This window comes from Phenylobacterium sp. (genome assembly GCF_016793225.1).
Taxonomy (GTDB): domain Bacteria; phylum Pseudomonadota; class Alphaproteobacteria; order Caulobacterales; family Caulobacteraceae; genus Phenylobacterium.
Window position 1 is genome coordinate 20,983 of the sequence record NZ_JAEUMN010000005.1, and the last position, 23,218, is coordinate 44,200.

The 23,218-nt window shown below is 72.0% G+C and carries 28 protein-coding genes; 14 read left to right on the plus strand and 14 right to left on the minus strand.

Annotation, left to right across the window (positions count from 1 at the left end):
* Positions 1 to 99: 99 nt before the first annotated feature.
* Both JNK30_RS00255 and JNK30_RS00260 read right to left on the minus strand, forming a co-directional pair.
* On the minus strand, positions 100 to 885 hold the full coding sequence (locus tag JNK30_RS00255; protein ID WP_293479075.1) for a dienelactone hydrolase family protein: 786 nt from the start codon (positions 883 to 885) through the stop codon (positions 100 to 102).
* 37 nt (positions 886 to 922) lie between these two features.
* A complete protein-coding gene (locus JNK30_RS00260) occupies positions 923 to 1,426 on the minus strand; it encodes a DUF2939 domain-containing protein (RefSeq protein ID WP_293479077.1) in 504 nt (167 codons plus the stop codon).
* Positions 1,427 to 1,489: 63 nt separating this feature from the next.
* Here JNK30_RS00260 and JNK30_RS00265 point away from each other — a divergent pair, with 63 nt between their 5' ends.
* Complete coding sequence (locus tag JNK30_RS00265; protein ID WP_293479079.1) at positions 1,490 to 2,020, plus strand: GNAT family N-acetyltransferase; 531 nt, start codon at positions 1,490 to 1,492, stop codon at positions 2,018 to 2,020.
* Positions 2,021 to 2,117: 97 nt separating this feature from the next.
* On the opposite strand, the gene acnA is transcribed toward JNK30_RS00265, so the two are convergent.
* Positions 2,118 to 4,817, minus strand: a complete 2,700-nt coding sequence (gene acnA, locus JNK30_RS00270) for an aconitate hydratase AcnA (protein WP_293479080.1) — start codon at positions 4,815 to 4,817, stop codon at positions 2,118 to 2,120.
* A 247-nt stretch (positions 4,818 to 5,064) separates the two neighbouring features.
* Here acnA and ccmA point away from each other — a divergent pair, with 247 nt between their 5' ends.
* The 8 genes from ccmA (at position 5,065) to JNK30_RS00310 (ending at position 9,216) form a co-directional block, all read left to right on the plus strand.
* A complete protein-coding gene (gene ccmA, locus JNK30_RS00275; RefSeq protein ID WP_293479082.1) occupies positions 5,065 to 5,667 on the plus strand; it encodes a heme ABC exporter ATP-binding protein CcmA in 603 nt (200 codons plus the stop codon).
* Positions 5,664 to 6,329, plus strand: coding sequence for a heme exporter protein CcmB (ccmB, locus tag JNK30_RS00280; protein WP_293479084.1), 666 nt, complete (start codon positions 5,664 to 5,666; stop codon positions 6,327 to 6,329). Before ccmA ends, ccmB begins: the two co-directional genes overlap by 4 nt.
* 79 nt (positions 6,330 to 6,408) lie before the next feature.
* The gene (locus tag JNK30_RS00285) at positions 6,409 to 7,134 is read left to right on the plus strand and encodes a Spy/CpxP family protein refolding chaperone (RefSeq protein WP_293479085.1); all 726 of its coding nucleotides are present in this window, start codon (positions 6,409 to 6,411) and stop codon (positions 7,132 to 7,134) included.
* A gap of 91 nt (positions 7,135 to 7,225) precedes the next feature.
* On the plus strand, positions 7,226 to 7,954 hold the full coding sequence (gene ccmC, locus JNK30_RS00290; RefSeq protein WP_293479087.1) for a heme ABC transporter permease CcmC: 729 nt from the start codon (positions 7,226 to 7,228) through the stop codon (positions 7,952 to 7,954).
* A 1-nt stretch (position 7,955) separates the two neighbouring features.
* Positions 7,956 to 8,093 carry a heme exporter protein CcmD gene (gene ccmD / locus JNK30_RS00295; RefSeq protein WP_293479089.1) on the plus strand — a complete coding sequence of 46 codons (138 nt, stop codon included), beginning with the start codon at positions 7,956 to 7,958 and terminating at the stop codon, positions 8,091 to 8,093.
* A complete protein-coding gene (locus JNK30_RS00300) occupies positions 8,090 to 8,602 on the plus strand; it encodes a DsbE family thiol:disulfide interchange protein (protein ID WP_293479091.1) in 513 nt (170 codons plus the stop codon). Before ccmD ends, JNK30_RS00300 begins: the two co-directional genes overlap by 4 nt.
* A gap of 62 nt (positions 8,603 to 8,664) precedes the next feature.
* Entirely contained in the window at positions 8,665 to 8,943 is a 279-nt protein-coding gene (locus JNK30_RS00305; RefSeq protein ID WP_293479093.1) for a hypothetical protein, read from the plus strand.
* 78 nt (positions 8,944 to 9,021) lie between these two features.
* On the plus strand, positions 9,022 to 9,216 hold the full coding sequence (locus tag JNK30_RS00310) for a hypothetical protein (protein ID WP_293479095.1): 195 nt from the start codon (positions 9,022 to 9,024) through the stop codon (positions 9,214 to 9,216).
* 5 nt (positions 9,217 to 9,221) lie between these two features.
* Here the strand turns inward: JNK30_RS00310 and JNK30_RS00315 are convergent, their stop codons facing one another.
* Both JNK30_RS00315 and ftsY read right to left on the minus strand, forming a co-directional pair.
* Positions 9,222 to 9,806, minus strand: coding sequence for an inner membrane-spanning protein YciB (locus JNK30_RS00315; RefSeq protein WP_293479097.1), 585 nt, complete (start codon positions 9,804 to 9,806; stop codon positions 9,222 to 9,224).
* On the minus strand, positions 9,803 to 10,747 hold the full coding sequence (gene ftsY / locus JNK30_RS00320) for a signal recognition particle-docking protein FtsY (RefSeq protein WP_293479099.1): 945 nt from the start codon (positions 10,745 to 10,747) through the stop codon (positions 9,803 to 9,805). Before ftsY ends, JNK30_RS00315 begins: the two co-directional genes overlap by 4 nt.
* A gap of 497 nt (positions 10,748 to 11,244) precedes the next feature.
* Here ftsY and JNK30_RS00325 point away from each other — a divergent pair, with 497 nt between their 5' ends.
* A complete protein-coding gene (locus JNK30_RS00325) occupies positions 11,245 to 11,883 on the plus strand; it encodes a trimeric intracellular cation channel family protein (RefSeq protein WP_293479147.1) in 639 nt (212 codons plus the stop codon).
* Here the strand turns inward: JNK30_RS00325 and JNK30_RS00330 are convergent.
* The 7 genes from JNK30_RS00330 to ffh all read right to left on the minus strand — a co-directional run bounded on the left by JNK30_RS00330 (position 11,880) and on the right by ffh (position 17,499).
* Positions 11,880 to 12,314, minus strand: a complete 435-nt coding sequence (locus JNK30_RS00330; RefSeq protein ID WP_293479101.1) for a GFA family protein — start codon at positions 12,312 to 12,314, stop codon at positions 11,880 to 11,882. The two genes, JNK30_RS00325 and JNK30_RS00330, sit on opposite strands and share 4 nt — an antisense overlap.
* 9 nt (positions 12,315 to 12,323) lie before the next feature.
* Positions 12,324 to 12,761: a GFA family protein gene (locus JNK30_RS00335; protein ID WP_293479103.1), complete on the minus strand. Its 438-nt coding sequence runs from the start codon at positions 12,759 to 12,761 to the stop codon at positions 12,324 to 12,326.
* Positions 12,758 to 14,038: a tRNA (N(6)-L-threonylcarbamoyladenosine(37)-C(2))-methylthiotransferase MtaB gene (mtaB, locus tag JNK30_RS00340; protein WP_293479104.1), complete on the minus strand. Its 1,281-nt coding sequence runs from the start codon at positions 14,036 to 14,038 to the stop codon at positions 12,758 to 12,760. Before mtaB ends, JNK30_RS00335 begins: the two co-directional genes overlap by 4 nt.
* Positions 14,035 to 14,856, minus strand: a complete 822-nt coding sequence (gene dapF, locus JNK30_RS00345; protein ID WP_293479106.1) for a diaminopimelate epimerase — start codon at positions 14,854 to 14,856, stop codon at positions 14,035 to 14,037. Before dapF ends, mtaB begins: the two co-directional genes overlap by 4 nt.
* Before the next feature lie 79 nt (positions 14,857 to 14,935).
* Positions 14,936 to 15,442: a ribosome maturation factor RimM gene (rimM, locus tag JNK30_RS00350; RefSeq protein WP_293479108.1), complete on the minus strand. Its 507-nt coding sequence runs from the start codon at positions 15,440 to 15,442 to the stop codon at positions 14,936 to 14,938.
* A gap of 12 nt (positions 15,443 to 15,454) precedes the next feature.
* Positions 15,455 to 15,967 (minus strand): 30S ribosomal protein S16, encoded by a 513-nt coding sequence (gene rpsP / locus JNK30_RS00355; protein WP_293479110.1) that lies wholly within the window; start codon positions 15,965 to 15,967, stop codon positions 15,455 to 15,457.
* Between the two features lie 20 nt (positions 15,968 to 15,987).
* Positions 15,988 to 17,499: a signal recognition particle protein gene (gene ffh / locus JNK30_RS00360; protein WP_293479112.1), complete on the minus strand. Its 1,512-nt coding sequence runs from the start codon at positions 17,497 to 17,499 to the stop codon at positions 15,988 to 15,990.
* Between the two features lie 391 nt (positions 17,500 to 17,890).
* Between ffh and JNK30_RS00365 the strand changes: the two genes are divergently transcribed.
* The 3 genes from JNK30_RS00365 to JNK30_RS00375 all read left to right on the plus strand — a co-directional run bounded on the left by JNK30_RS00365 (position 17,891) and on the right by JNK30_RS00375 (position 19,266).
* Positions 17,891 to 18,430, plus strand: a complete 540-nt coding sequence (locus tag JNK30_RS00365; protein ID WP_293479114.1) for a methylated-DNA--[protein]-cysteine S-methyltransferase — start codon at positions 17,891 to 17,893, stop codon at positions 18,428 to 18,430.
* Entirely contained in the window at positions 18,427 to 18,789 is a 363-nt protein-coding gene (locus JNK30_RS00370; RefSeq protein WP_293479116.1) for a DUF4345 family protein, read from the plus strand. The genes JNK30_RS00365 and JNK30_RS00370 overlap by 4 nt, the downstream gene beginning before the upstream one ends.
* Positions 18,790 to 18,870: 81 nt before the next feature.
* A complete protein-coding gene (locus JNK30_RS00375; protein WP_293479118.1) occupies positions 18,871 to 19,266 on the plus strand; it encodes a hypothetical protein in 396 nt (131 codons plus the stop codon).
* 4 nt (positions 19,267 to 19,270) lie between these two features.
* Here JNK30_RS00375 and JNK30_RS00380 read toward each other — a convergent pair whose 3' ends face one another.
* On the minus strand, positions 19,271 to 21,391 hold the full coding sequence (locus JNK30_RS00380; protein WP_293479120.1) for a M3 family metallopeptidase: 2,121 nt from the start codon (positions 21,389 to 21,391) through the stop codon (positions 19,271 to 19,273).
* A 78-nt stretch (positions 21,392 to 21,469) separates the two neighbouring features.
* Positions 21,470 to 22,276, minus strand: coding sequence for an FkbM family methyltransferase (locus JNK30_RS00385; RefSeq protein ID WP_293479122.1), 807 nt, complete (start codon positions 22,274 to 22,276; stop codon positions 21,470 to 21,472).
* A gap of 77 nt (positions 22,277 to 22,353) precedes the next feature.
* On the opposite strand from JNK30_RS00385, the gene JNK30_RS00390 reads away from it, so the two are divergent.
* Positions 22,354 to 23,205, plus strand: a complete 852-nt coding sequence (locus JNK30_RS00390; RefSeq protein WP_293479124.1) for a glutamate racemase — start codon at positions 22,354 to 22,356, stop codon at positions 23,203 to 23,205.
* The last annotated feature ends 13 nt before the right edge of the window (positions 23,206 to 23,218 follow it).

Consider the following 23,218-nt stretch of genomic DNA (forward strand, 5'->3'; position numbering starts at 1 on the left):
TCTCCGCGTCCGCCGCGGTTCAGGAGAGCGCCTGCGGCGTCCGCACGGAAGGCCGTCGGCGACCCGCGATAAGCCCCGCCCCTTCCCGGAGTGGAAGAACTAGGCCCCGGTGCGCTCGCGGAAGAACTGGATCACGCGCTGTTCGGCCGCCTTGGTCGGGCCGTCCTCCTTCAGGTGCAGGGTGAGCACCGAGTGCGGCGGGATGAACGACGGCGCGGCGTCCTCGTCCTCCAGTTCGATGGCCTCGAAGCGGTCGCCGAACTCGCGGCGGTAGCGTTCCCAGCGCGCGTCGCCGACCAGCTTGTCGCTCTTGAAGCGCAGGCCGATCATCGAGAGGTCCTCCTCGGCGAACCGGCGGCGCGCGCAGGCGATCTCGGCCTCGGTGGCGTCGATGCCGCCCTTGTCCTTGGCCGCGCCGGCGGGCATCGACGGCTGCGAGAGCACCGGCGCCACGACCGAAGGCTCGGTCATCATCGCCAGCGCGAACCCGCCCGTGAAGCACATGCCCACCGCGCCCACGCCCTTGCCGCCGCAGTCCGCGTGCGCCTTGCGCGCCAGGGCCCGCAGCCAGTCGACCACCGGGCTCGACTTGTCCTTCGCCCAGATCGTGAACTCGCGCCGCACGCAGATCACGCCCAGCATGCTCTGCAGCGCGTAGCCGCGGCTCGCGGGCTTCCCCGGCTTTCCGAACAGGCTGGGGCAGTAGACGGTCATCCCCGCGGCCGCCACCCGGTCGGCGAACCGGATGACCTGCGGGTGCAGCCCCGGCATCTCGTGCATCACGATCACCGCCGGGCCCGACCCGCGGGTCCAGACGGGGAACGTCCGGCCGTCGTGGGTGAAATCGAACCTCGCGTAGTCCTTCAGCGCCGCTTCGTAGCCCATGTCCTCGCTCCCCCGTCGTCGGAGCAGCTTAGCGCGATCAGCGGCGGACGCGCAGCATCCCGACGTCGCCCTCGAAGCCGGACAGCTTCCATCGCCCGTCGGGCGCGTGCGTGAACATGAGCAGGCACGGTCCGTCCTTCTTGCTGGTGGCGCAGACCCGCCCGTCCGGCAGCGGCCGGAGCAGCGTGGAGATGCCGATCGGGCCGGGGATCTTCGTGTCGCTGCGGTAGCCGTAGCTCGCCGCCACCGCCCGGAACACGTCGGGCTGGATCAGGGCGTCTCCGGCCATCCGGGCCAGGCTCGGCGCGAGAATGGCGGCGAGGCCGGCGGGCACGCGGCTGTCCTTGCCCGCCTCGGCGACGAGGCGGCCCTCGATCTCGCGCTGCAGGGCCGGCCGGTCCACCAGGGCGTCGAAGGCGGCGCGGTCGTTGTCGCGGATGGAGATGAGCAGGGCGTGCACGTCGCTCGCCGCGTCCAGCTTCTGGACGGTGGCGCAGGCCGACAGCGCCAGGGCCAGAACGGCGATCACGAATCCGCGCATGTGCATCCTCCACCCAAGCTGCGCTACAACAGGACGGCATCGCATGGCGAACCGAAACCGCAGATGAACGCGCAAGGCTCCGATCCGGACCCGCCGATCCTGCAAACGGCGCGGATGACCTTCCGTCCGTTCACCGCGGACGACTTCGGTCTCCTGGCCGAGTTGCACCGCGATCCCGAGGTCGGCCGCTACATGGGCGGCGTGTGGGACGACGCCAAGATCGCAGCCGTCCTGGACGATTTCGTGTCCGAGCACGCGCGCCGGGGGCACTCCAAGTGGTGCGTCCACACCCGCGAGGGCGTGTTCGTCGGCCGCGCCGGCCTCAGCCTGTGGCGCGCCACGGACGAGTTCGAGCTGGGCTACGCCTTCCGGCCGGAGTTCTGGGGCCAGGGCCTCGCCACCGAAGCCGCCCGGGCGGTCGCGGCGTGGGCCTTCGCCAACACCGAGGCGCCCTACCTGATCGCCTTCACCGAGCCGCAGAACTACGGCTCCCAGCGGGTGCTGGAGCGGATCGGCATGGTCCGCCAGGCCGACCGCGACATGGGGTTCGCGACCCCCAGCGCCTTCTTCCGCATGGAGCGGCCGGCGCGGTAGGCGCGCCGTGACCGACGGGCCGCTCGTGAAAGGAGCCCCGGGCGCGGGCCCGAGGCTCCAGTTCACGCCACGCCGGGCGTCGGCAGGTCCGGACGGACTATTCGGCCGCGACCGGCGCGCGGGCCAGGCCGCGCAGCACGTAGTTCAGGACGCCGCCGTGCTTGAAGTACTCGAGCTCGGTGGGCGTATCGATCCGGCAGCGGACCGGGAAGCGGGCGATGCGGCCGTCGCTCGGACGGTACATCTCCACGATCAGCTGCTTGCGGGGCGCCAGGTCGGTGAGGCCGCGGATGGTCACGATCTCCTCGCCGGTGAGGCCCAGCTTGTGCCAGCCTTCCTGCAGGAACTGCAGCGGCAGCACGCCCATGCCCACCAGGTTCGAGCGGTGGATGCGCTCGAAGCTCTCGGCCACCACGGCGCGGACACCCAGCAGCTTGGTGCCCTTGGCCGCCCAGTCGCGCGACGAGCCGGTGCCGTATTCCTTGCCCGCGAACACCACCAGCGGCCGGCCCTCGCCCTGGTAGCGCATGGCCGCGTCGTAGATCGACATCTCGTCGCCCGAGGGGAAGTGCTTGGTGACCCCGCCCTCGATGTCGGGCGTGATCCGGTTGCGGATGCGGATGTTGGCGAAGGTGCCCCGCATCATCACCTCGTGGTTGCCGCGCCGCGCGCCGTACGAGTTGAACTCGGACTGCGGCACCTGGCGGTCGCGCAGGTAGACGCCGGCGGGCGACGTCGCCTTGATCGAGCCGGCCGGGCTGATGTGGTCGGTGGTGATCGAGTCGCCGAACACGGCCAGGACGCGGGCCTCGACGATGTCGGTGACGGCCTTCGGCTCCATCTCCAGCCCGTCGAAGTAGGGCGGGTTGGCCACGTAGGTGGACGTCATGTCCCACTCGTAGGTCTGGCCGCCCTTCACCTTGATGCCCTGCCAGTTCTTGTCGCCCTTGAAGACGTCGGCGTAGCGGGTGGCGAACATCTTGTTGGTGACGTGCTTGCGCTGCAGGGCGGCGATCTCGGCGGTGCTCGGCCAGATGTCGCGCAGGTAGACGGGCTTGCCGTCCTTGCCCTCGCCCAGCGGGTCGTTGGCCAGGTCGGTCAGCATCGAGCCGGCCAGGGCGTAGGCCACCACCAGCGGCGGCGAGGCCAGGTAGTTGGCGCGGACGTCCGGATTCACCCGGCCCTCGAAGTTGCGGTTGCCGGACAGCACCGAGACGGCCACCAGGTCGTTCTTCTGGATGGACTCGCTCACGGGCTCGGGCAGCGGGCCCGAGTTGCCGATGCAGGTGGTGCAGCCGTAGCCCACCAGGTTGAAGCCCAGCGCGTCGAGGTGCTTCGTCAGCCCCGCGGCCTTCAGGTAGTCGGTGACCACCTGGCTTCCGGGCGCCAGCGAGGTCTTCACCCAGGGCTTCACCCGCAGGCCCTTCTCGACGGCGTTCTTGGCCACCAGGCCCGCCGCGATCAGCACGCTGGGGTTGGAGGTGTTGGTGCACGAGGTGATCGAGGCGATCACCACGTCGCCGTTGCCGAGGTCGTAGTTCTCGCCCTCGACCTTGTAGCGCTCGGAGAGCGTGTCGGCCTTGCCGAAGTCGCCGGCGAGGGCGGCCTTGAACTCGTCGGCCGCCGAGGTGAGCACCACGCGGTCCTGCGGGCGCTTCGGACCGGCCAGCGAGGCCGTGACCGTGCCGAGGTCGAGCTCCAGCGTGTCGGTGCAGACGGGATCCGGATCGGTCGGGTCGCGCCACATGCCCTGGGCCTTGGCGTAGGCCTCGACGAGGGCCACGCGGGCCGGATCGCGGTTGGTGGCGGCCAGGTAGTCGATGGTCGCCTGGGTGACCGGGAAGAAGCCGCAGGTGGCGCCGTACTCCGGGGCCATGTTGGCGATGGTCGCCTGGTCCTCGAGGGTCATGTTGGCGAGCGCCGGGCCGTAGAACTCGACGAACTTGCCCACCACGCCCTTCTTGCGGAGCATCTGGGTGACGGTGAGCACCAGGTCGGTGGCCGTCGTGCCCTCGGGCAGCTCGCCGGTCAGCTTGAAGCCGATGACCTCGGGGATCAGCATCGGGATCGGCTGGCCCAGCATGGCCGCCTCGGCCTCGATGCCGCCCACGCCCCAGCCCAGCACGGCCAGGCCGTTGATCATGGTGGTGTGGGAGTCGGTGCCGACGACGGTGTCGGGGTAGGCCACTTCCTGGCCCTCGTCGGCGTTCGTCCAGACCGTCTGCGCGAGGTACTCCAGGTTCACCTGGTGGCAGATTCCGGTGCCGGGCGGCACGACGCGGAAGTTGTTGAAGGCCGAGGAGCCCCAGCGCAGGAAGTTGTAGCGCTCCATGTTGCGCTCGTATTCGCGCTCGACGTTCTGCGCGAAGGCCTTCGACGTGCCGAAGTAGTCGATCATCACCGAGTGGTCGATGACGAGGTCGACCGGGTTCAGCGGGTTGATCTTCTCGGGGTTGGCGCCGAGCTTGGTCATGGCGTCGCGCATGGCGGCCAGGTCGACCACCGCGGGCACGCCGGTGAAGTCCTGCATCAGCACGCGGGCGGGACGGAAGCTGATCTCGTGTTCGACCTTGCCCTTGTTGTCGAGCCAGGCGGCGACCGCCTTGAGGTCGTCTGCGCCGACCGAGACGCCGTCCTCGTTGCGCAGCAGGTTCTCGAGCAGGACCTTCATCGAGATCGGAAGCCGCGAAATGCCGGTCAGCCCCGCTTCCTCGGCGGCCGGAAGGCTGTAGTAAGCGTAGGCTTTGTCGCCGACCGTCAGCAGACGGCGGGTCTTGAGGGTGTCCACGGACGCCATAGAGGGAGATCCTTTCTCTGTTCCGGCCACCCAGGACCACCCGAGGGATCGCGCGCTCTCGAAGAGACGGACTCACAGGGTTCGTCTCGGCGCGGCGTTGGCTCCCCCCAGGTGCGGCGGCCGACACGTTCATAGACCCGCCCTCTTACGCCGTCCATGCATGCGACGACGGCGCGACGCGTGGAGCGAAGCCTGCCTGTCTTTCGGCGTCCTTCCGCGATCTCTGCGGTCTAGTGGGAGCAGAGCGTTGATCCGGACGCTGACCATCGAGGACGCAGCGCTGCGGCGGGGCGGGCGGCTTCTGTTCGAGGGGGTGTCGCTGACGCTCCAGGCGGGGCAGGCGTGCGCGCTCACCGGCCCCAACGGCTCGGGCAAGACCAGCCTGTTGCGCGCGGTGGCCGGCCTCGTGCGGCTCGAAGGCGGCGCCATCGGCTTCGGCGACGTCGACCCGCACGACGCGCGCGGCGGCGGGCTGCACTTCGTGACCCATGCCGACGGCCTGAAGCCGGCGCGCACGGCGGCCGAGGAGCTGGCGTTCTGGAGCCGCTGGTGCGGAGGCTCGGAGGCCACCGCCCAGGCGGCGGCCGAGGCGCTCGAACTCGTCCCGCTGCTGCGCCTGGAGGTGCGGCGACTGTCCGCGGGCCAGCGGCGGCGGCTGACGATGGCCCGGCTCCTGGCGGCGCCGCGCGGGCTCTGGCTCCTCGACGAGCCTCTCAGCCCCCTGGACGCCCGCTGGCGCGAGACGTTCGGAAGCCTGATGCGCCGCCACCTGGCGGAAGGCGGCCTGATCCTGGCCGCCGTGCACGATCCCCTGCCGATCCCGACCCTGAGCCTGGAGCTGCCCGCGTGAACCGGCTCGTCGCCCTGCTCGCGCGCGAGACGGCGCTGGCCTGGGGGCGCGGCGGCGGCCCGATGGTCGCCGTGGCCTTCTACGCCGGCGTGGCCACCTTCCTGCCGCTGGCCATCGGGCCCGAGCCGACGCGGCTCGCCGCCATCGCCCCGGGCGCGGCCTGGGTCGCCCTCGCCCTCGCCTCCCTGCTGTCGCTGGAGCGCCTGTTCGAGCGGGACTACGAGGACGGCGCGCTGGACCAGCTCGTGCTCTCGCCCGCGCCGCTCGAGCTCACCTGCCTGATCAAGTGCCTCGGCCAGTGGATGGCGAACGGCGCCCCGCTGGCCCTGGCCGCGCCCGTGGCCGCCATCGGCCTCGGGGCCGACCCCGCCTCGGCGCCGCTCACCCTGGCCTGCGCGCTGCTGGGCGGCCTCGCCTTCGCCTTTCTGGGGGGGATCGGCGCCGCGCTCAGCCTCGGCGCCCGGCGTGGCGGGCTGCTGACGGCGGTGATCGTCCTGCCGCTGTTCGTGCCGCCGATCATCTTCGGCGGCGGCGCGCTGGACGCCTTCGCCGCGGGCCTGCCCTGGACGGGCGGCTTCGCGCTGCTGGGCGCCTATGCGCTGGCGACGGTGGCGGTCGGGCCCATCGCCATGGCGGCCGCCTGCCGCAACGCGCTGTCCTGACCATGACCAAAGCTTAACTGGCGTCGGGATCGCGCCGTCGCATCCTGGGCCCTCGGAGGGGCCTGCAGGAGACGCCGACATGTCGAACACCACCACCTGGCTGCTGGCCGGCGCGGCCTTCGCGCTCTGCGCGGGCGGCGCGATCGCGGCGGCGAGCCCGGAAACCGCCGCCCGCGAAGCCGAGGCCGACGCCCGCGACGCCATGATCCGGAGCCGCGAGGCCGCGATGGCCAGCCGCGAGCAGGCCCGCGAGGCAAGGGAGGCGGCGCGAGAGCGCGCCCATGAGGCCGCGGCCCGCGCCCGCGAGGCCGGCGAACGCGCGCGCGAGGCGGCGCTGGAGGCGGCCCGCTACAGTCGCGAGCTGGGCTCGGCCCACCGGGATTTCGCGCATTTCGACCATGGCGAGGGCCGGGCGGAGTACCTGACCCGGGCGCTGCAGCTTCGCCCCGACCAGACGCCGGCGCTGAGCGCGTTCCTCGAGGCGACGAAGCGGCAGGGCCGCCACGAGGTCCGCCTCGACCGCAGCCGCGGCGACGGCCGCACGACCCTGCAGCGGCTCGACGACATGCAGGCCCGCATGGCCGAGCAGCAGGCCGAGGCCGGCCGCCGGATCGCGGCCGTGAGGACCTTCTACGGTCAGCTCGACGCCACCCAGCAGAAGGCGTTCGACTCCATGCCCATGCTGATGCTGGTCGGCCCCGCGGTGGGCCCGATGGTGCTGCCCGGTCCGATGCCGGTCGTGCTTCGCGCGCCGCCCGCGCCGCCGGTCCCCCCGACGCCGCCCTCCCCCCCGAGCAGCCTCTGAGCCGGGCGGCGTCGCCCACGGCCCCTTGCGATCGCCTGCGTCCCCGCTGCGGGCGCTTGCGGGGGGCCGCGCCGGGCCCTATGGCGAGCACATGAGCTGGGCGCCCGCCTTCCTGTCCAATCCCGAGCGGTTCATGGCGTTCTCGCGCTGGGCCGCCCCGCTGTTCGGCCTGATCGCGGTCGGCCTCGGGGTCTGGGGCCTGTGGCTGGGCTTCAACGTCCCCGACGACTACCAGCAGGGACAGACGGTGCGGATTATGTTCATCCACGTGCCGGCCGCGTGGATCTGCATGTTCATCTACGTCTGCCTGGCGGTGGCGAGCTTCCTGTCGCTGATCTTCCGCCACGCCCTGGCCGACGCCGCCGCCCAGGCTGCGGCCCCCCTGGGCGCCGCCTTCACCTTCCTGGCGCTCGTCACCGGAGCGCTCTGGGGCCGGCCCATGTGGGGCGCCTACTGGGTCTGGGACGCGCGCCTGACGTCGGTGCTGGTGCTGTTCCTGATCTACCTGGCCTACATCGCGCTTCGGGCGTCGCTCGACGACGAGACCAAGGCCAGCCGCGCGGCCGCGATCCTGGCGCTGGTCGGCGCCATCAACCTGCCGATCATCAAGTACAGCGTGGAATGGTGGAACACGCTGCACCAGGGCGCCTCGGTCTTCCGCGCCGACGGGCCCACCCTGGCGCCGGTCTTCCTCTGGCCGCTGCTCATCATGGGCGTGGCCTACCTGGCCGCCTTCGGCTCGCTCTGGCTCGTGCGCATCCGCGGCGAGGTCTGGAAGCGCCGCGCCGAGGCGGCGGCGATGCGGACGGCGAGGGGCTGACGTGTTCGACGCGAAGTACGCCGAGTTCATCATCCCCGCGTTCGCCGTCACCGCCGTGGTGTTCGCCGGAATGCTCTGGACGTCGCTGGCGCACGCGCGGCGCTGGCGGAAGCGCTTCGAGGAGCTGGACCGCAAGTGAGCCGCTGGCTCGCCGCCCTCCCGCTGGTGGCGCTGGTCGCCCTGGGCGGCCTCTTCTACTTCTACGCCCTGCGGCGCGATCCGCAGGTCCAGCCCAAGGCCCTGGTCGGCCGCGAGATGCCCGACCTGACGCTTCCCACGCTCGCCGAAGGCCAGCCCGTCCGCCTGCGGAGCGCCGTGCAGGGGCCCGCGCTGGTCAATTTCTACGCGTCCTGGTGCGCCCCCTGCGAGGTCGAGCACCCGGTGCTGATGGGGCTGAAGGGCCGCGGCGTGCGGGTGGTCGGCGTGGCCTACAAGGACGCGCCGTCGAATGCGCAGGCCTTCCTCACCCGCCTGGGCGACCCCTTCGCCGAGGTGCTGGTGGACCGCGACGGCCGGGCCGGCGTCGAGTTCGGCGTCACGGGCGTGCCCGAGACCTACCTCGTGGGGGCGGACGGGAAGGTCATCGAGAAGCACACCGGGCCGCTCACCGAGGCCGACGCGACGCGGCTCGCGAACCGCGCGCGTTAACCGCGCGTTGAGGGACCGGCGGCAATGTCGCCGGACCCGTTAACCATGTTCGGCCCAGCCCCGTGACCACCATCCGCCCGAACATCCTGCCGCCGTCGCACCAGGGCCCGCAGCCCCAGGACCGCGACCGCATGGCCGCCCAGCGCGCGTTCTTCGCCCAGGCCATGGGCCAGGCGCAGGCGGCCGCGGCGCCCGCCCCGTCGCCCGTCTCGGCGCCGGTCTCGGCGCCGGTCTCCTCGGGCGCGACGGTCGCGGCCGCCCGGACCGCCGCCTCCCCGTCCAGCGCCGAGGCCCCGCAGAAGATCCTGCGGCCGGGGTCCCTGGTCGACATCCGCGTGTGACCGGTCGGACGGCTAAGACTCGAAATTAACTAGAATTTATCTGGGAACACGGTTCGGGGCTGCGGGTTTAGCAGCATCATGGCCACCCAGCGCGACAGTCGGATTCGGCAGGAAGCCGCCGCCCTATGGCGCGAGCTCTATCAGGAGCCGCCGCCGGCCGCCGAGGGCGCCGACCTGCTCGACATGATCGTGGGCGGCCTGCCCGAGCCGTCCTACGACAGGATCGCGAACCCGCACCTGCGGCCGGCGAACATCAGCTTCCCGAAGCGCTGAGCGCCCTATTCGGTGGGCGGCGGCGGCAGGTCTTCCGTCTTCATGTAGCGCATCAGCAGCGGCACCTGGCTGAGCGTGAAGACGAGCGTCAGGATCATCAGGCCGGGGAAGCGGAACACCACCCAGACGGTGTCCGGCTGCGTGCGCCAGACCACCTCGTTGATCGCCGCGAGCGCGAAGAACATCCCCGCGTAGCGCAGGGTGAGCTGCCGCCACACCGGCTCGGGCATGGTGAAGGCGTCGCCCAGCACCAGCTTGAGCGGGTTCTTGCGCATGGCCAGGCCGACCAGCAGGGCGGCGCCGAACAGCCCGTTCATGATCGTGGGCTTGATCTTCAGGAAGCGCGCGTCGTCGAAGACCAGCGTGAGCCCGCCGAACAGCAGCGCCGCGCCGCCGGCGATGGCGGGGAAGGGCGCGATCCGCCGCTCCACGGCCAGGCCCACGGCCAGGGCCAGCGCCGAGCCGCCGACCAGCCACCAGCTCGCCTGCACCAGGTTGCGGCCCGTGGCGAAGTAGGCGGCCAGGAAGATCGCCAGCGCCGAATAGTCGACGAACCAGCGCACCCAGTGCCTGCGGCTGGAATCGCTCATCTGATGGGCTCCGAAAGGCCCACGAGGCTGCGGGCGAAGGCGTGGGCGTCGAAGGGCTGCAGGTCGTCCACGCCCTCGCCGACGCCGATCAGCTTGATCGGGCTGTCCGACGCCTGGGCCACCGGCACCAGGACGCCGCCGCGGGCGGTGCCGTCCAGCTTGGTCATCACGATCCCCGACACGCCGATCTGGTTGCCGAAGATGTTCTCCTGGGCGAGCGCGTTGCGGCCGACAGTGGCGTCCAGCACCAGCAGCGTCTCGTGCGGCGCGTCGGGGTCGATCTTCTTGACCACCCGGATGATCTTGAGCAGCTCGTCCATCAGGCCCTGCTTGTTCTGCAGGCGTCCGGCGGTGTCGACGAGCACCACGTCGTAGCCCTCGTCCTTCGCCTTCTGCACGGCGTCGAACGTCAGCCCGGCGGCGTCCGATCCCGTGGGCCGGCCCATGAAATCGGCCCCGGCCCGCTCGGCCCAGATCTTGAGCTGCTCGACGGCGGCGGCGCGGAAGGTGTCGCCGGCCACCACCAGCACCTTCGCGCCCTGGCGGACGAGGTCCGTGGCGATCTTGCCCAGGGTCGTGGTCTTCCCCGACCCGTTCACGCCGATGAACAGGACCACGTAGGGCCGCGGGCCGGCGAGCGGCTCGAAGCTGCCCGCGCGGGTCGCCAGTTCCTCGCCGATGGCCTTGCTCAGCGCCTCGCGGATCTCGGCCTCGTCGACGTCCTTGCCGAACTTCTCGGCGGCGAAGCGCTCGGTGATACGGGCGGCGGAGTGCGGGCCGAGGTCGGCCTCGATCAGCATCTCCTCCAGCTCGTCGAGCTTGGCCTGGGTGAGCGGTTCCTTGGCGACGAACACCTGGGCGATCTGCTCGCCCATCTGCTTCGACGACTTCGTCAGGCCCTCGGTGAGCCTCTGGAACCAACCGCGTTTGGGTTCGGACATGGGGCGGGCTTCTAGCCGTCTCCGGCCGCCCTGGAAACCGGGCGCAACGCCCTGCCCGCCGCTGGCCTTTCCCGCTTGCGGGAAAGGGGGACCGCTCGCCGAGCCCGCAGGGCGTAGAGCGAGGGGTGGAAAGGGTAAGCCCCAGTCCCCGCGCTCAAGACACGCCCCCTGCCCGCCGCTCGCCCTTCCCACCACCCGCTCTTCGCTTCGCTCGGCGGGCGGTCCCCCCTTCCCGCGCGCGGGAAGGGAAGGTGCAACACGCGCCCCCTTCCTTTCCCGCCTGCGGGAAAGGGGGACCGCTCGCCGAGCCCGAAGGGCGTAGAGCGAGGGGTGGAAAGGGCAAGCCCCAGTCCCCGCGCTCAGGACGCGCCCCCTGCCCGCCGCTCGCCCTTCCCACCACCCGCTCTCCGCTTCGCTCGGCGGGCGGTCCCCCCTTCCCGCAAGCGGGAAGGGAATTTGCTTTGCCGTGGATGGCGGTCGACCGCATCAAGGGGCGCATGGATCCGCTGGCGACCACGCTGATGGTGCTCGACTACGCCGCCGTGGCCGTGTTCGGCGCCTCGGGCGCGCTGGCGGCCGCCCGGCGCAAGCACGACATCATCACCTTCGGCTTCTTCGCCGCCGTCACCGGCGTGGGCGGCGGCACGCTGCGCGACCTCCTGATCGGCGCGCCCGTCTTCTGGGTGGCCAAGCCGCAGTACGTGGCGGTCTGCCTCGCCGCCGCGACCGCCGTCTGGGTGTTCGGCTGGGGCCGGCGGGGCGAGCGGATGCTGAACTGGCTCGATGCGCTGGGGATGGCGGCCTACTGCGTCGTGGGCGCCCTGAAGGCGCTGTCCCTGGGCGTGCCGGCCTTCTCGGCCGTGGTCATGGGCGTGCTCACGGCGGCGTTCGGCGGCGTCATCCGCGACGTCCTGGCCGAGGAGCCGTCGATCCTGCTGAAGCGCGAGCTCTACATCACCCCGGCGCTCCTGGGCGCGGGCGTCTTCGTCGGCCTGGACGCCATGGGCCTCGCGCCGGGAGTCGCGGGCGTGCTCGGCTTCCTCTGCGCCTTCGCGCTGCGGGCGGGCGCGATGCTGTTCGGCTGGCGGATGCCGGGCTTCCCCGGCCGCGGCCCGCCCCCGGACGCGGCGCCCTAGGGCCTGTCCGTCTGCCTCGACACCACGCCGGCGAAGGCCTCGGACGGGCTCTCGCCGGTCCTGGGGTGGGTCCAGGGCGGCAGGTCGCCGAGGTGGTCCACGTAGGAGAGCTTGGCCGGCCAGACGAGCTGGGTCGCCGGGGCCGCCGCCTCGGGGTCGTCCAGGGCGCCGATCGAGACGCCGACGCTGTCGCCCATCTCGAAGCTGAGCGGCGTGCCGCAGGCCTCGCAGAAGCCGCGCTTCACGGCCTCGGAACTCTGGAAGTACTTCGGGGGCCCGGGGATCCAGCGGAACTCGAACACGTCCACGTACGGCCCGAAGAAGCCGCCCGTCGCCCGCTGGCACATGCGGCAGTGGCAGATGCTGGACCGTCCCAGCCGCCCCGCCTCGAACCGCACCGCGCCGCATTGGCATCCGCCGGTGAACGTCATGCCGCCTCCTCAGGTGTCGCGGTCAGGATGCTGCAGGCCGACGATGCTGGCCAGATGCGCGGCGGCCCGCGGCTCGTCGGGCGCGTGGGTCGGAAGGTCCGGGAGCCCGTCGACCCACGGGAGCTTGGCCGGGCTGCCCAGCTGTTCGCCGGGCCGGGCGGCCGCGGGATCGTCCAGCGCGCCGATCATCACCGACGTCAGGCCCGCGGCGTGCTCCCAGGTCAGCGGCGTGCCGCAGGCCTCGCAGAACCCCCGCCAGACCTTGTTGGAGCTCTGGAAGCGCTTCCGCGCCCCGCGCGTCCATTCCAGCCCCTCCAGCGCGACGTAGGGCCCGAACAGGCCGCCGGTGGCCTTCTGGCACATGCGGCAGTGGCAGATGCTGGCCTCGCTCAGACGCGCCGCGCGGAACCGGACGGCCCCGCACTGGCAGCCGCCGGTGATGCTCATGCCGGCGCCATGTGCAGCGTTCGGGCCAGCAGCCGCCGCTCGTCGCGCCCGGTGACGCGCAGGTCCACGATCCCGCCCACCGGCGCCTCGCCTTCGAAGGCGATCTCGGTGAAGTCCTCGGCGCGCGCGACGCCCGGGCGTTCGACCAGGCCCGACAGCGTCCGCCCGGCCTGCCGCGCCAGGTGGCGCGCCAGCCCCGCCGCGCCTGCGCTCCGCAGCGCGGCCGCGCGCGCCTTGACGACGTCGCGCTTCACGGCCGGCATCCGGGCCGCCGGCGTGCCCGGCCTGGGGCTGAAGGGGAAGACGTGCAGGAAGGCGAGGTCCGCTTCTTCCACCAGCTTCAGCGTGTTGGCGAACATCTCGTCCGTCTCGGTCGGGAAGCCCGCGATGAGGTCGGCGCCGAACGCCACGTCCGGCCGCACGGCGCGGACCTCGCGCACCAGCTTCAGCGCGTCGGCGCGGCTGTGCCGGCGCTTCATCCGCTTCAGGATCATGTCGTCGCCGGCCTGCAGCGACAGGTGCAGGTAGGGCATCAGCCGCGGCTCCTCGGCCAGGCAGCGCATCAGGTCGGGGTCGATCTCGGCGGCGTCGATCGACGACAGGCGCAGGCGCGGCAGCTCGGGGACCAGCTTCAGTATCCGGGCCACGAGCTGGCCCAGGGTCGGCCGGCCGGGCAGGTCGGCGCCCCAGCTGGTCACGTCCACGCCCGTCAGCACCACCTCGCGATAGCCCTGGGCGGCCAGCTTCCGGACCTGCTCCACCACCTCGCCGGCGGGGGCCGAGCGGGAGTTCCCGCGGCCGTAGGGGATGATGCAGAAGGTGCAGCGGTGGTCGCAGCCGTTCTGCACCTCGACGTACGCCCGGGCCCGGTCCTTCAGGCCGTCGATCAGGTGCCCGGCCGTCTCGCGCACGCTCATGATGTCGTTGACGCGCACGCGCGGGGGCTCGGCTCCGTCCGCCTGCGACAGCGGGGCGTAGGCGCCGGTCTGGCTCTTCTCGGCGTTGCCCAGCACGAGGTCGACCTCGGGCATGGCGGCGAAGGCGGCGGGGTCGATCTGCGCCGCGCAGCCGGTGACGATGAGCCGGGCGCCCGGGCGCTCGCGCCGCGCCTTGCGGATGGCCTGGCGGGCCTGCCGCACCGCCTCGCCCGTCACCGCGCAGGTGTTGAACACCACGGCGTCCGAAAGCCCGTCCTCGGCAGCGCGGGTGCGGATGACCTCGCTCTCGTAGGCGTTCAGCCGGCAGCCGAACGTGACGATATCGACGTCGCGGCTCACGGGAGCTCGCCCGTGAAGTCCACGGCCGCCGGGCCGGTCATGATCACGTGGCCGTCGTCGCGCCACTCGATGAAGAGCTCGCCGCCGTCCAGCTCGAGCGTGGCGTGGCGGCCCGTCAGGTCGCGCCGGGCGGCCGCCACCAGCGCCGCGCAGGCGCCCGTGCCGCAGGCCCGGGTGAGGCCGGCGCCGCGCTCCCACACGCGCAGGCGGATGCGGTCGCGCGCCTTGATCTCGGCGAAGCCCACGTTGACGTGCTGGGGGAACAGCGGGTGCCGCTCCACGGCGGGCCCGGCTTCGGCCACGGGAGCCTGGGCGACCTCGGGCACGAAGAAGACCACGTGCGGGTTGCCCATCGACACGCAGCCGGGCGGCGCCATGAGGTCGGCGTGGTGGTACAGCGCCACCGGCAGGGCGGCGGTGTCGTGCGCCTCGGCCAGGGGGATCTCGCGCCAGTCCAGGCGGGGCTCGCCCATGTCGACGCTCACCAGCCGCTCGCCGGCCCGGGTGGCGACCAGGCGGCCCGCGGCGGTCTCCATCACCGCCTCGTCCTTGCCCGACGACTGCATCAGGAGCCAGCCCACGCAGCGGGTCCCGTTGCCGCAGGCGCCGACCTCCTCGCCGTCGGCGTTCCAGAACCGGACGCGCGCGTCGGCGCCCTCTGCCCTGTCGATGGCGATGAGCTGGTCGCAGCCGACGCCCGTCTCGCGGTTCGCGATGGCGCGCACCTCCTCGGCCGTCGGCTCGAACGGCGCGCTGCGGGTCTCGACCACGACGAAGTCGTTGCCGAGCCCGTTCATCTTCAGGAACGGGCGGCTCATGGGGCCGGCTATATAGGCGAAACCCGGCCCCGACGCACGGTGCGCGCTCGGGCCGCGCCGTCGCGGCCCTCGACCGGGGTCATTCGAGCTCGTCGGGCCTCAGGCCGATCACCTTGCGTTCGGCCAGGCGCACCTCGGGGACGGCGTCCCTGGTGAAGGGCAGGTACCAGGTAGCGCCGCCCTGCGCGGGCGCGATCTCGAGCAGGTCGCCGGCGCCGAAGTCCTGGACCGAGCGGATCGTCCCCAGGGCCTCGCCCTCGGGCGTCTCGACCGCGAGGCCGATCAGGTCGGTGACGTAGAACTCGTCCTCCTCGGGTTCGGGGAGGACGTCGCGCGGGATGTAGAGCCTTAGGCCCCGCAGCGCCTCGGCCTGCTCGCGGGTCTCGATCTCGCGCGCACGCGCGACCACGCCGCCCTTCGCCGCCCGGCCGCCGGTCAGCGTGAGGGCGGGCGTCCCGTCCTCACGCTTCAGGTCGCGGTACGCAAGCAGCGCGGCGGGCTCGGCCGTGTAGCTGGTGAGGCGGACCTCGCCGCGGACCCCGAAGGCGCCCGCGACGCGGCCGACCAGGATGAGATCGTCTCCCATCCGGCTTCGACTTTAGGCCTGCTCTTCGGAGCCTTCGGCGGCCGGAGCCTCTTCGGCGGCCGGCGCGTCCTCGGCCGGAGTCTCGGCGGCGGGAGCTTCCTCGGCGGCGGCCTCCACAGGAGCGGCCTCTTCCGCGGGCGCCTCTTCGGCCGGCGGATTGGCGGCGGCCTCGGCCGCGGCGGCGGCGCGGTCGGCCTCGCGCTGGGCGCGCTCCTCGGCGCGTTCCTTGGCCTTCTGGCCGGGCTCGCCCTTCTTCGGGTTCGAGCCGGCTTCCCACTTCACGATGCCCAGCTTGCCCAGCTCGCGGGCGACGCGGTCGGTCGGCTGCGCGCCCTTGGCGAGCCACTCGGCGATGCGCTCCTGCTTCAGGACCACGCGGTTCGGGTCGTCCTTCTTCAGCAGCGGGTTGTAGCTGCCCACCTTCTCGATGAAGCGGCCGTCGCGGGGCGAGTGGCTGTCGGCGACGACGATCGAGTAGTAGGGGCGCTTCTTGGCGCCGCCACGGGCGAGACGGATCTTCAGCATTTCAGTCGGTTCCTAGGTCGTTATTTCTTGAAGGGGTTGAAGCCCGGCGGCAGGCCGCCGCCGAGGCCGGGAAGTTTCGGGAGGCCGCCGGGCATCTGTTTCAGCCGGGCCTGCATCTCCTCGAGCTGCTCGGGCGTGGGCGCGGGCTGGCCGGTCATCTGGGCGATCTTGCCCATGTCGAGGTTGCCGCCGCCCAGCATCTTGGCCATCTGGCCGAAGCCCTTGCCGCCATTCTTCGAGAGCGCCTTGAAGGCGTCGGCCATCTGGCGGTGCTGCTTCAGCAGCCGGTTCACCTCGGCCACGTCCACGCCCGAGCCCGCCGCGATCCGCCGCTTGCGCGAGGCCTGCAGGATGTCGGGCTTCTTGCGCTCCTGCTTCGTCATCGACGAGATGATCGCCATCTGGCGGTCGAACGTCTTGTCGTTGAGGCCGCTCTCGGCGATCTGGCGCTTCATCTTCGCCACGCCGGGCAGCAGGCCCATCATGCCTTCCATGCCGCCCATGCGCTTCATCTGGGCCAGCTGGTCGGCCATCATGTCGAGGTCGAACTGGCCCTTGGCGAGCTTCTTGGCCGTGGCTTCCGCCTTGGCCATGTCGAGTTCCTGGGCGGCCTTCTCGACCAGGGCGACGACGTCGCCGCGCCCCAGGATGCGGCCGGCCACGCGGTCGGCGTCGAAGACGTCGAGGCCGTCGATCTTCTCGGAGACGCCGAGGAACTTGATCGGCAGCCCGGTGACGGCGCGCATCGACAGCGCGGCGCCGCCGCGGCCGTCGCCGTCGGCGCGGGTCAGCACCAGGCCCGTGAGCGGCAGGCGCTCGTGGAAGGCCTTGGCCGTGCGCACGGCGTCCTGGCCGGTCAGGGCGTCGGCCACCAGCAGGGTCTCGGACGGCGTCGAGATCTTCGCGATCTCGGCCGCCTCGGCCATCATGGCCTCGTCGATCGTCGTGCGGCCGGCGGTGTCCAGGATCAGGACGTCGAAACCCTGCAGGCGCGCGGCCTGCATGGCGCGGCGGGCGATGTCGGGGGCGGCCTGGCCCTGGACGATGGGCAGGAAGTTGGCGCCGGCCTGCTCGGCCAGCATGCCCAGCTGCTCCATCGCCGCGGGACGGCGGGTGTCGAGCGAGGCCAGCAGCACCTTCTTGCGCTCGCCCACCAGCCGCTTGGCCAGCTTGCCGGCGGTGGTGGTCTTGCCCGAGCCCTGCAGGCCGGCCATCAGGATGACCGTGGGCGGGTTGAGCGAGAGGTTGAGGCCCTCGGCCGCCTGGCTCCCGCCCAGCATCTCGACCAGGCCGTCATAGGTGATCTTGACCACCTGGTCGGCGGGACGGACCGAGCGGATCACCGCCTCGCCGGTGGCGCGCTCCTTGGCCTTGGCGATGAAGTCGCGCACGACCGGCAGCGCGACGTCGGCCTCGAGCAGGGCCACGCGCACCTCGCGCAGGGCCTCGTCGATGTCCTTGTCGGACAGCACGCCCCGCCCGGAGAGCCGGTCGAAGACTCCTGTCAGCCGATCTGTCAGTGCGTCGAACAAGTCGAACTCCTAAGGCCCAAACGCAGTCGACCCCCGTGCACGATTGCGTGGACGGGGGGCCTCGCCGCTCTCGTCCGATATGGGGATCGGGGTCGTAGCGGTAGAGGGCGCTGACCGAGGTTGGCGCCGGAAGCGGCGGCTTATGCGGGAAAGACGCTGTAAGGTCAAGGAAGTGGGGCCAGGGGGCCAGCCCGGCCCCGAGCGCCGTCCGATCGCGTTTCGCCCCTCACCAACCGCGGCGTCACGGAAGACGGCGGCGAGCGTTCTGGTCTGCCAGCGGGCATCGGAGATGCTTCCGCCGCCTAAATCTCACGGTCGATGCGGGCCCCGACCCGCGATCCATGTCCGATAACCGCCAGCGCCTTTCGGCGAACGCGCCTATCTTGCGGCCATGACCCAGTTCGCCCTCTTCGACACCGCCATCGGCTTCGCGGGGATAGCCTGGAACGACGCCGGCCTCGTCGCCTGCCATCTGCCCGAGCGGGATCCGGAGACCAGCCGCCGCGGCTTCCTGCGCCGCTTCCCCGACGCCGTCGAGGCCGAGGTCCCGACCCGGCTCGCCGCGACCGTGGAAGGCATCCGCGCGCTCATGCGCGGCGAGAAGGCCGACCTCGCGAACGCGCCGCTCGACCTGTCCCGGACGCCCGAGTTCCACGCCCGGGTCTACGAGATCGCCCGCGCCATCCCGCCGGGCGAGACGCTGACCTACGGCGAGATCGCGGTGAAGCTGGGCGACAGGCTGCTGGCCCGCGAAGTCGGGCAGGCGCTGGGCAAGAACCCGTGGCCCATCGTGGTGCCCTGCCACCGGGTGACGGCGGCCGGCGGCAAGCCAGGCGGCTTCTCGGCCCGGGGCGGCGTGGAGACCAAGATGAAGCTGCTGGCCATCGAGGGCGCGAAGGCCGCCGCCCAGGCCGACCTGTTCGCCGGATGAGCCCCGCCCTCGAGCGGCGGCTTCTGCAGGTCGCCATCGCCCTGGCCGGGGTCGTGCCGGTCGCGGCCGGCGCCTGGGGCGTTCTGGGCGAATGGCGGCCCGACAGCCACGCCCGCTATCTCTCGGGCCTGCTGCTGGGCGTCGGGCTGACCTTCTGGGCCTGCATTCCCACCATCGAGCGACGCGGCGAGGTGGTGCGCGCGCTGGCGCTCATCGTCGTGATCGGGGGCCTGGCGCGGCTCGGCGCCGTCGTCGAGCGCGGCCTGACGCCGGGGTCGGGGCTTCCGCTGGTCATGGAGCTGGGCGTGACGCCGCTCATCGCGCTGTGGCGCGAGCGGGTCGCGCGCCGTCTCACCTAGGGATCGGCCGGGCGGGCGCCGTCCTCAGGATGTGGCCCGGACGTTGCGAACCGACGGTCCGGACCCGCGTTGAGACCCAAGATGATCCATCGAGCCCTCGGACCCGCGATCTTCCTGGCCCTCGCCCTCGGCGGGACGGCGCAGGCCGGCGTGTGCGGCGGCGCGCCGCCGGCCGACGCCGAGGCGTTCCGCGGCCCCGTCCTCGAGGTGCTGGACGGCGAGCGCCTGTGCGTCGCGCTGGGCCCAAGTCCCTCGGCCTGGGTCCCCGTGCGGCTCGCCGACCTCCCGATCCGGGCCGCCACGGCGCCGCCGTCGCGCGGCGCGCTGATGGCCGCCGCGTTCGGCCAGGACGTGACCTGCCGCATCGTGGGCCGCGAAGAGGACGCCGTGGTCGCCGAATGCGTGGGCGCGCGCGGGCCGGTGGGCCGCCTCGCCCAGACCCGCCGGATCATCAACGCCGGCGAGGACTGGCGCTGAGCGCTCAGCCCGTCGGGAAGCCCTTGTCCTTCAGGTAGGCCTTCACGTCCGGGTCCCGGCCCCGGAACTTGCGGTAGCCGTCGCGCGGGTGGATCGCGTTGCCCACGCTCATGACGTTGTCGTGCAGCCGCTGGGCCACGCCCTTGTCGTAGAGCCCGCCCGGCGCCTCGCGGAACGCCTCCACCGCGTCCAGCGCGATCACCTCGGCCCAGAGGTAGGAATAGTAACCGGCCGAATAGCCGTCGCTGGAGAAGACGTGCCCGAACTGCGGCGTGCGGTGGCGCATCGGCAGCTCCGCGGGCATCCCCAGCTTCGCCAGTTCCGCCCGCTCGAAGGCGTCGGGGTCGATGTCGGCGTCGCCCGCCAGGTGCAGCTTCATGTCGATCAGCGCCGAGGCCAGGAACTCGGTGACGTCGAAGCCCTGCCGGAAGGTGGCGGCCTTCTCGATCTTCGCCACCAGGTCGGCGGGGATCGGCTGGCCGGTCTCGTGGTGCAGCGCGAACCGGTTGAGCACCTCGGGCGTCCGCAGCCAGGACTCGTTCACCATCGAGGGGAACTCGACGTAGTCTCGGAACACCCGCGTCCCGGACACCGACGGATACGTCACGTTCGAGTTCAGCCCGTGCAGGGCGTGGCCGAACTCGTGGAACATGGTCTCGGCGTCGTCCCACGAGATCAGCACCGGCGCGCCCGGCGGTCCCTTCACGAAGTTCGAGTTGTTCGAGACGATGGTGGTGGTGGCGGCGGCGCCCAGGCGATGCTGCGGCCGGTAGGCGTTCATCCAGGCGCCCGAGCGCTTGCCGGCGCGGGCGTAGGGGTCGAAGTACCAGAGGCCGACGTGCCGGGCCCCGCGCTTCACCTCCCACACCCGCACGTCCGGATGCTGCACCGGGACCGTCACCGGGTGGAACGAGAAGCCGTAGAGCTGGCCCGCCGCCCAGAACATGCCTTCGCGCAGCTTCTCCAGCTGCAGGTACGGCTTCACCGCGTTCATATCGAGGTCGTAGCGGGCGACCCGCACCTTCTCGGCGTAGAAGCGGTAGTCCCAGGGCGCGATCCGGATCCCGGCGCCTTCCTTGTCGGCGATGGCCTGCATCTCGGCCACCTCCTCCTTCACCCGGGCGACCGCGGCCGGCCAGACGCGCATCATCAGGGCCATGGCCGCGTCGGGCGTCTCGGCCATCGAGTTGTCGGCCAGGCGCCAGTGGGCGTGGGTCGGGTAGCCGAACAGCTTCGCGCGCTCGGCCCGCAGCTTCAGGATCCGGCTGATCAGCCGGTTGTTGTCGTAGGCGTCGCCGTTGTCGCCGCGGCTGTAGAAGGTCTTCCAGACCTTTTCGCGCAGGTCGCGCCGCTCGGCGTAGGTGAGGACCGGGTCCACGGACGAGCGCGTGTTGACGATCACGAACTCGCCCGGCCGTCCCTTGCCCTGCGCCTGGGCGGCCATGCCGGCGCGCACGTCCGCCGGCAGGCCCGCGAGGTCGCCGGCGCCCAGGAACAGGTCGCGCTCGGTCTCGTCGTGCAGCAGGTTCTGGCTGAAGGCGGTGAAGGCCTGCGCCAGCTCCTTGTTGATCTCCGCCACGCGGGCCTTGGCCTGCGGGCTGAGCTTGGCGCCGTTGCGGACGAAGCTGTTCCAGCGCAGCCACAGGACGCGGTCCTGCTCGGGCGTCAGCTTGAGGCTTCCGCGCTGCCGGTAGACGGCGTCGATCCGCTCGAACAGCCGGGCGTTCTGCAGGATCGCGTCGCCGTGGGCCGCCATCCTGGGCGACATCTCCTTGTCGATGGCGCGCACCTCCGGCGTGGACAGCGTGCCGGTCCAGACGCCGTAGACGGTGCGCACCCGATCCAGCGCCTCGCCGGTCTTCTCCAGCGCCTCCAGGGTGTTGGCGAAGGTGGGCGCCGCCCCGGCGCCGGCGATCGCGTCGATCTCGCGCAGCTCCTCCGCCATGGCGGCTTCGAGCGCCGGCTTGAGATCGGCGACGCGGACCTTGTCGAACGCCGGGACCCCGCCGAACGGCCCGCGCCAGGGTTCCAGCAGCGGGTTTCCGGCCTGGGCAAGGGCGGCCGGCGGGAGGAAGGCTGCTGTGGCCGTGGCCGTGGAGGCGGCAAGGAACGTGCGCCGGCGCATGAGATCTCCGCAACGACTTTCGAGAGGGACGCACAAACTAGGCACGTCCAACCTGAACGTCACGTGAGCATTCGCCGTTCAGGCGCCGGCCGGGCGGAAGGCGGCGGGTTCGCGGGGGTTGTCCGGGTCGATGAGCTCGAGGTCCGTCTCCGTGCCGCGCTCGGCGGGGATGCAGACCATGTTCCGGGACATGTAGTTGCGGTCGAAGATCAGCCGGTCGAGGCCGTTGAAGTTCTGCGGGCTGGCGAGCGGCGGGGTGTGCCAGAACAGGCGGTAGCCCAGGCCGTGGATCAGCCGGATCAACGCCTGGGCATGCTGCGGCCGGTCGTTCTCGACATAGAGCAGCGGCCGGCAGCGGCCGATGGTCTCGCGGGCGCCCTCGATGACCTCGATCTCGAACCCTTCCACATCGACCTTGATCAGCCCGCAGGCAGGCAGGGCCAGCGCATCGAGCGGCGTCACCCGCACCTCCAGCCCCGGCTGCCCCACGGGCGCGAGCGAGACGCCCCCGAAGTTCTCCTGCGCGGCATAGTCCAGCGGCGGGATCACGGCGCGGCTCTCGGCGCGGCCGCAGGCGTCGGGCGAGGCGATCACATTGCCGACCCCGTTCATGGCCAGGTTCGCGCACAGGATCTGGAAGATCCGCTGCTGGGGCTCGAAGGCGTAGAGCAGGCCGGGCGCGCAGGCCCGCGCCATGGCGAGCGTGAAGGCCCCCATGTTGGCCCCGACCTCGACCACGCACATGCCCGGGCGGATCATCTGGAGCAGCAGCGCCCGCTCGGCGGGGCTGAGTTCGCCATAGGCCTCCAGGCAGGGCGTGATGTAGCGGTCGCCCGCCAGCGCCAGCATGCGCCCGTCGCGCGTGTTCAGCATTTTGGTGGTCATCGAACGCCATTCGCATTGAAGCGGCGCCGTGGGCAAGCTTGCTGGACCGTCCGGCCGACCGCCGCTAACACCGGCGCATGAGCATCGGCGTGTTCGATTCCGGCGTGGGCGGCCTGACCGTGCACCACCGGCTCGTGGACCGGTTCCCGCAGGCGGACCTCATCTACCTGGCCGACCAGGCCAACGCCCCGTACGGCGGGCGCTCGGGCGAGGAGATCGTCGAGCTCACCCGGGAAGGCGCCCGGCGGCTGTTCGAAGAGGGCTGCGACGTGGTGGTCCTGGCCTGCAACACCGCCGCCAGCGTCGCCCTCCGCCGCCTGCAGCAGACCTGGCTTCCGGGCTACCGCCGCGAGGCGGGGCGGCCGCTGAACATCCTGGGCATCGTGGTGCCGACCATCGAGGCGGCCACGGGCCTGCCCTGGGAGCACGAGGCGGACCGCCTGGGCGACAAGGTCGAGCACGTGGACATCCTGGGCGTCTTCTCGACCCCGGCGACGGCGGCCAGCCGGGTCTACGAGATCGAGATCGACAAGCGCCGCCAGGACGTGGCCGTCTTCTCGCAGCCCTGTCCCGACCTGGCCCGGATGATCGAGGCCGGCGCCTCGCGCGACGAGCTCGCCGCCGCGATCGCCGGCCACGTGAGGGCCCTGGCTACGCGGATCGGCCGGCCGCCCGACCGGGCGATCCTGGGCTGCACGCACTACGAGATCGTGGCCGACCTGTTCGCCGCCGCCCTGCCGCCGGGCACGCCGCTCATCCGCCAGCCCGAGGCCACGGCCGACGCCCTGGCCCGCTATTTCGAGCGGCACCCGGAGTTCCGGACGGGCCACAGCGCCGTTCGTCGCTTTTTGACGACCGGCGAGCCGGGCATGCAGAACAAGCTCGTTGAGGCGTTCTGGGGCGCACCGCTAAGCTTCGAGGCGGCCTGACAAGCGGGGGGCG

What these genes read in the sequence shown, in the direction of transcription:
- JNK30_RS00255 (WP_293479075.1), bottom strand. Translation starts at nt 885, where the DNA reads ATGGGCTACGAAGCGGCGCTGAAGGACTACGCGAGGTTCGATTTCACC.
- JNK30_RS00260 (WP_293479077.1), bottom strand. Translation starts at nt 1,426, where the DNA reads ATGCGCGGATTCGTGATCGCCGTTCTGGCCCTGGCGCTGTCGGCCTGC.
- JNK30_RS00265 (WP_293479079.1), top strand. Translation starts at nt 1,490, where the DNA reads ATGAACGCGCAAGGCTCCGATCCGGACCCGCCGATCCTGCAAACGGCG.
- acnA (WP_293479080.1), bottom strand. Translation starts at nt 4,817, where the DNA reads ATGGCGTCCGTGGACACCCTCAAGACCCGCCGTCTGCTGACGGTCGGC.
- JNK30_RS00285 (WP_293479085.1), top strand. Translation starts at nt 6,409, where the DNA reads ATGTCGAACACCACCACCTGGCTGCTGGCCGGCGCGGCCTTCGCGCTC.
- ccmC (WP_293479087.1), top strand. Translation starts at nt 7,226, where the DNA reads ATGAGCTGGGCGCCCGCCTTCCTGTCCAATCCCGAGCGGTTCATGGCG.
- JNK30_RS00310 (WP_293479095.1), top strand. Translation starts at nt 9,022, where the DNA reads ATGGCCACCCAGCGCGACAGTCGGATTCGGCAGGAAGCCGCCGCCCTA.
- JNK30_RS00315 (WP_293479097.1), bottom strand. Translation starts at nt 9,806, where the DNA reads ATGAGCGATTCCAGCCGCAGGCACTGGGTGCGCTGGTTCGTCGACTAT.
- ftsY (WP_293479099.1), bottom strand. Translation starts at nt 10,747, where the DNA reads ATGTCCGAACCCAAACGCGGTTGGTTCCAGAGGCTCACCGAGGGCCTG.
- JNK30_RS00325 (WP_293479147.1), top strand. Translation starts at nt 11,245, where the DNA reads ATGGATCCGCTGGCGACCACGCTGATGGTGCTCGACTACGCCGCCGTG.
- JNK30_RS00330 (WP_293479101.1), bottom strand. Translation starts at nt 12,314, where the DNA reads ATGACGTTCACCGGCGGATGCCAATGCGGCGCGGTGCGGTTCGAGGCG.
- JNK30_RS00335 (WP_293479103.1), bottom strand. Translation starts at nt 12,761, where the DNA reads ATGAGCATCACCGGCGGCTGCCAGTGCGGGGCCGTCCGGTTCCGCGCG.
- dapF (WP_293479106.1), bottom strand. Translation starts at nt 14,856, where the DNA reads ATGAGCCGCCCGTTCCTGAAGATGAACGGGCTCGGCAACGACTTCGTC.
- rimM (WP_293479108.1), bottom strand. Translation starts at nt 15,442, where the DNA reads ATGGGAGACGATCTCATCCTGGTCGGCCGCGTCGCGGGCGCCTTCGGG.
- rpsP (WP_293479110.1), bottom strand. Translation starts at nt 15,967, where the DNA reads ATGCTGAAGATCCGTCTCGCCCGTGGCGGCGCCAAGAAGCGCCCCTAC.
- JNK30_RS00365 (WP_293479114.1), top strand. Translation starts at nt 17,891, where the DNA reads ATGACCCAGTTCGCCCTCTTCGACACCGCCATCGGCTTCGCGGGGATA.
- JNK30_RS00370 (WP_293479116.1), top strand. Translation starts at nt 18,427, where the DNA reads ATGAGCCCCGCCCTCGAGCGGCGGCTTCTGCAGGTCGCCATCGCCCTG.
- JNK30_RS00375 (WP_293479118.1), top strand. Translation starts at nt 18,871, where the DNA reads ATGATCCATCGAGCCCTCGGACCCGCGATCTTCCTGGCCCTCGCCCTC.
- JNK30_RS00380 (WP_293479120.1), bottom strand. Translation starts at nt 21,391, where the DNA reads ATGCGCCGGCGCACGTTCCTTGCCGCCTCCACGGCCACGGCCACAGCA.
- JNK30_RS00385 (WP_293479122.1), bottom strand. Translation starts at nt 22,276, where the DNA reads ATGACCACCAAAATGCTGAACACGCGCGACGGGCGCATGCTGGCGCTG.
- JNK30_RS00390 (WP_293479124.1), top strand. Translation starts at nt 22,354, where the DNA reads ATGAGCATCGGCGTGTTCGATTCCGGCGTGGGCGGCCTGACCGTGCAC.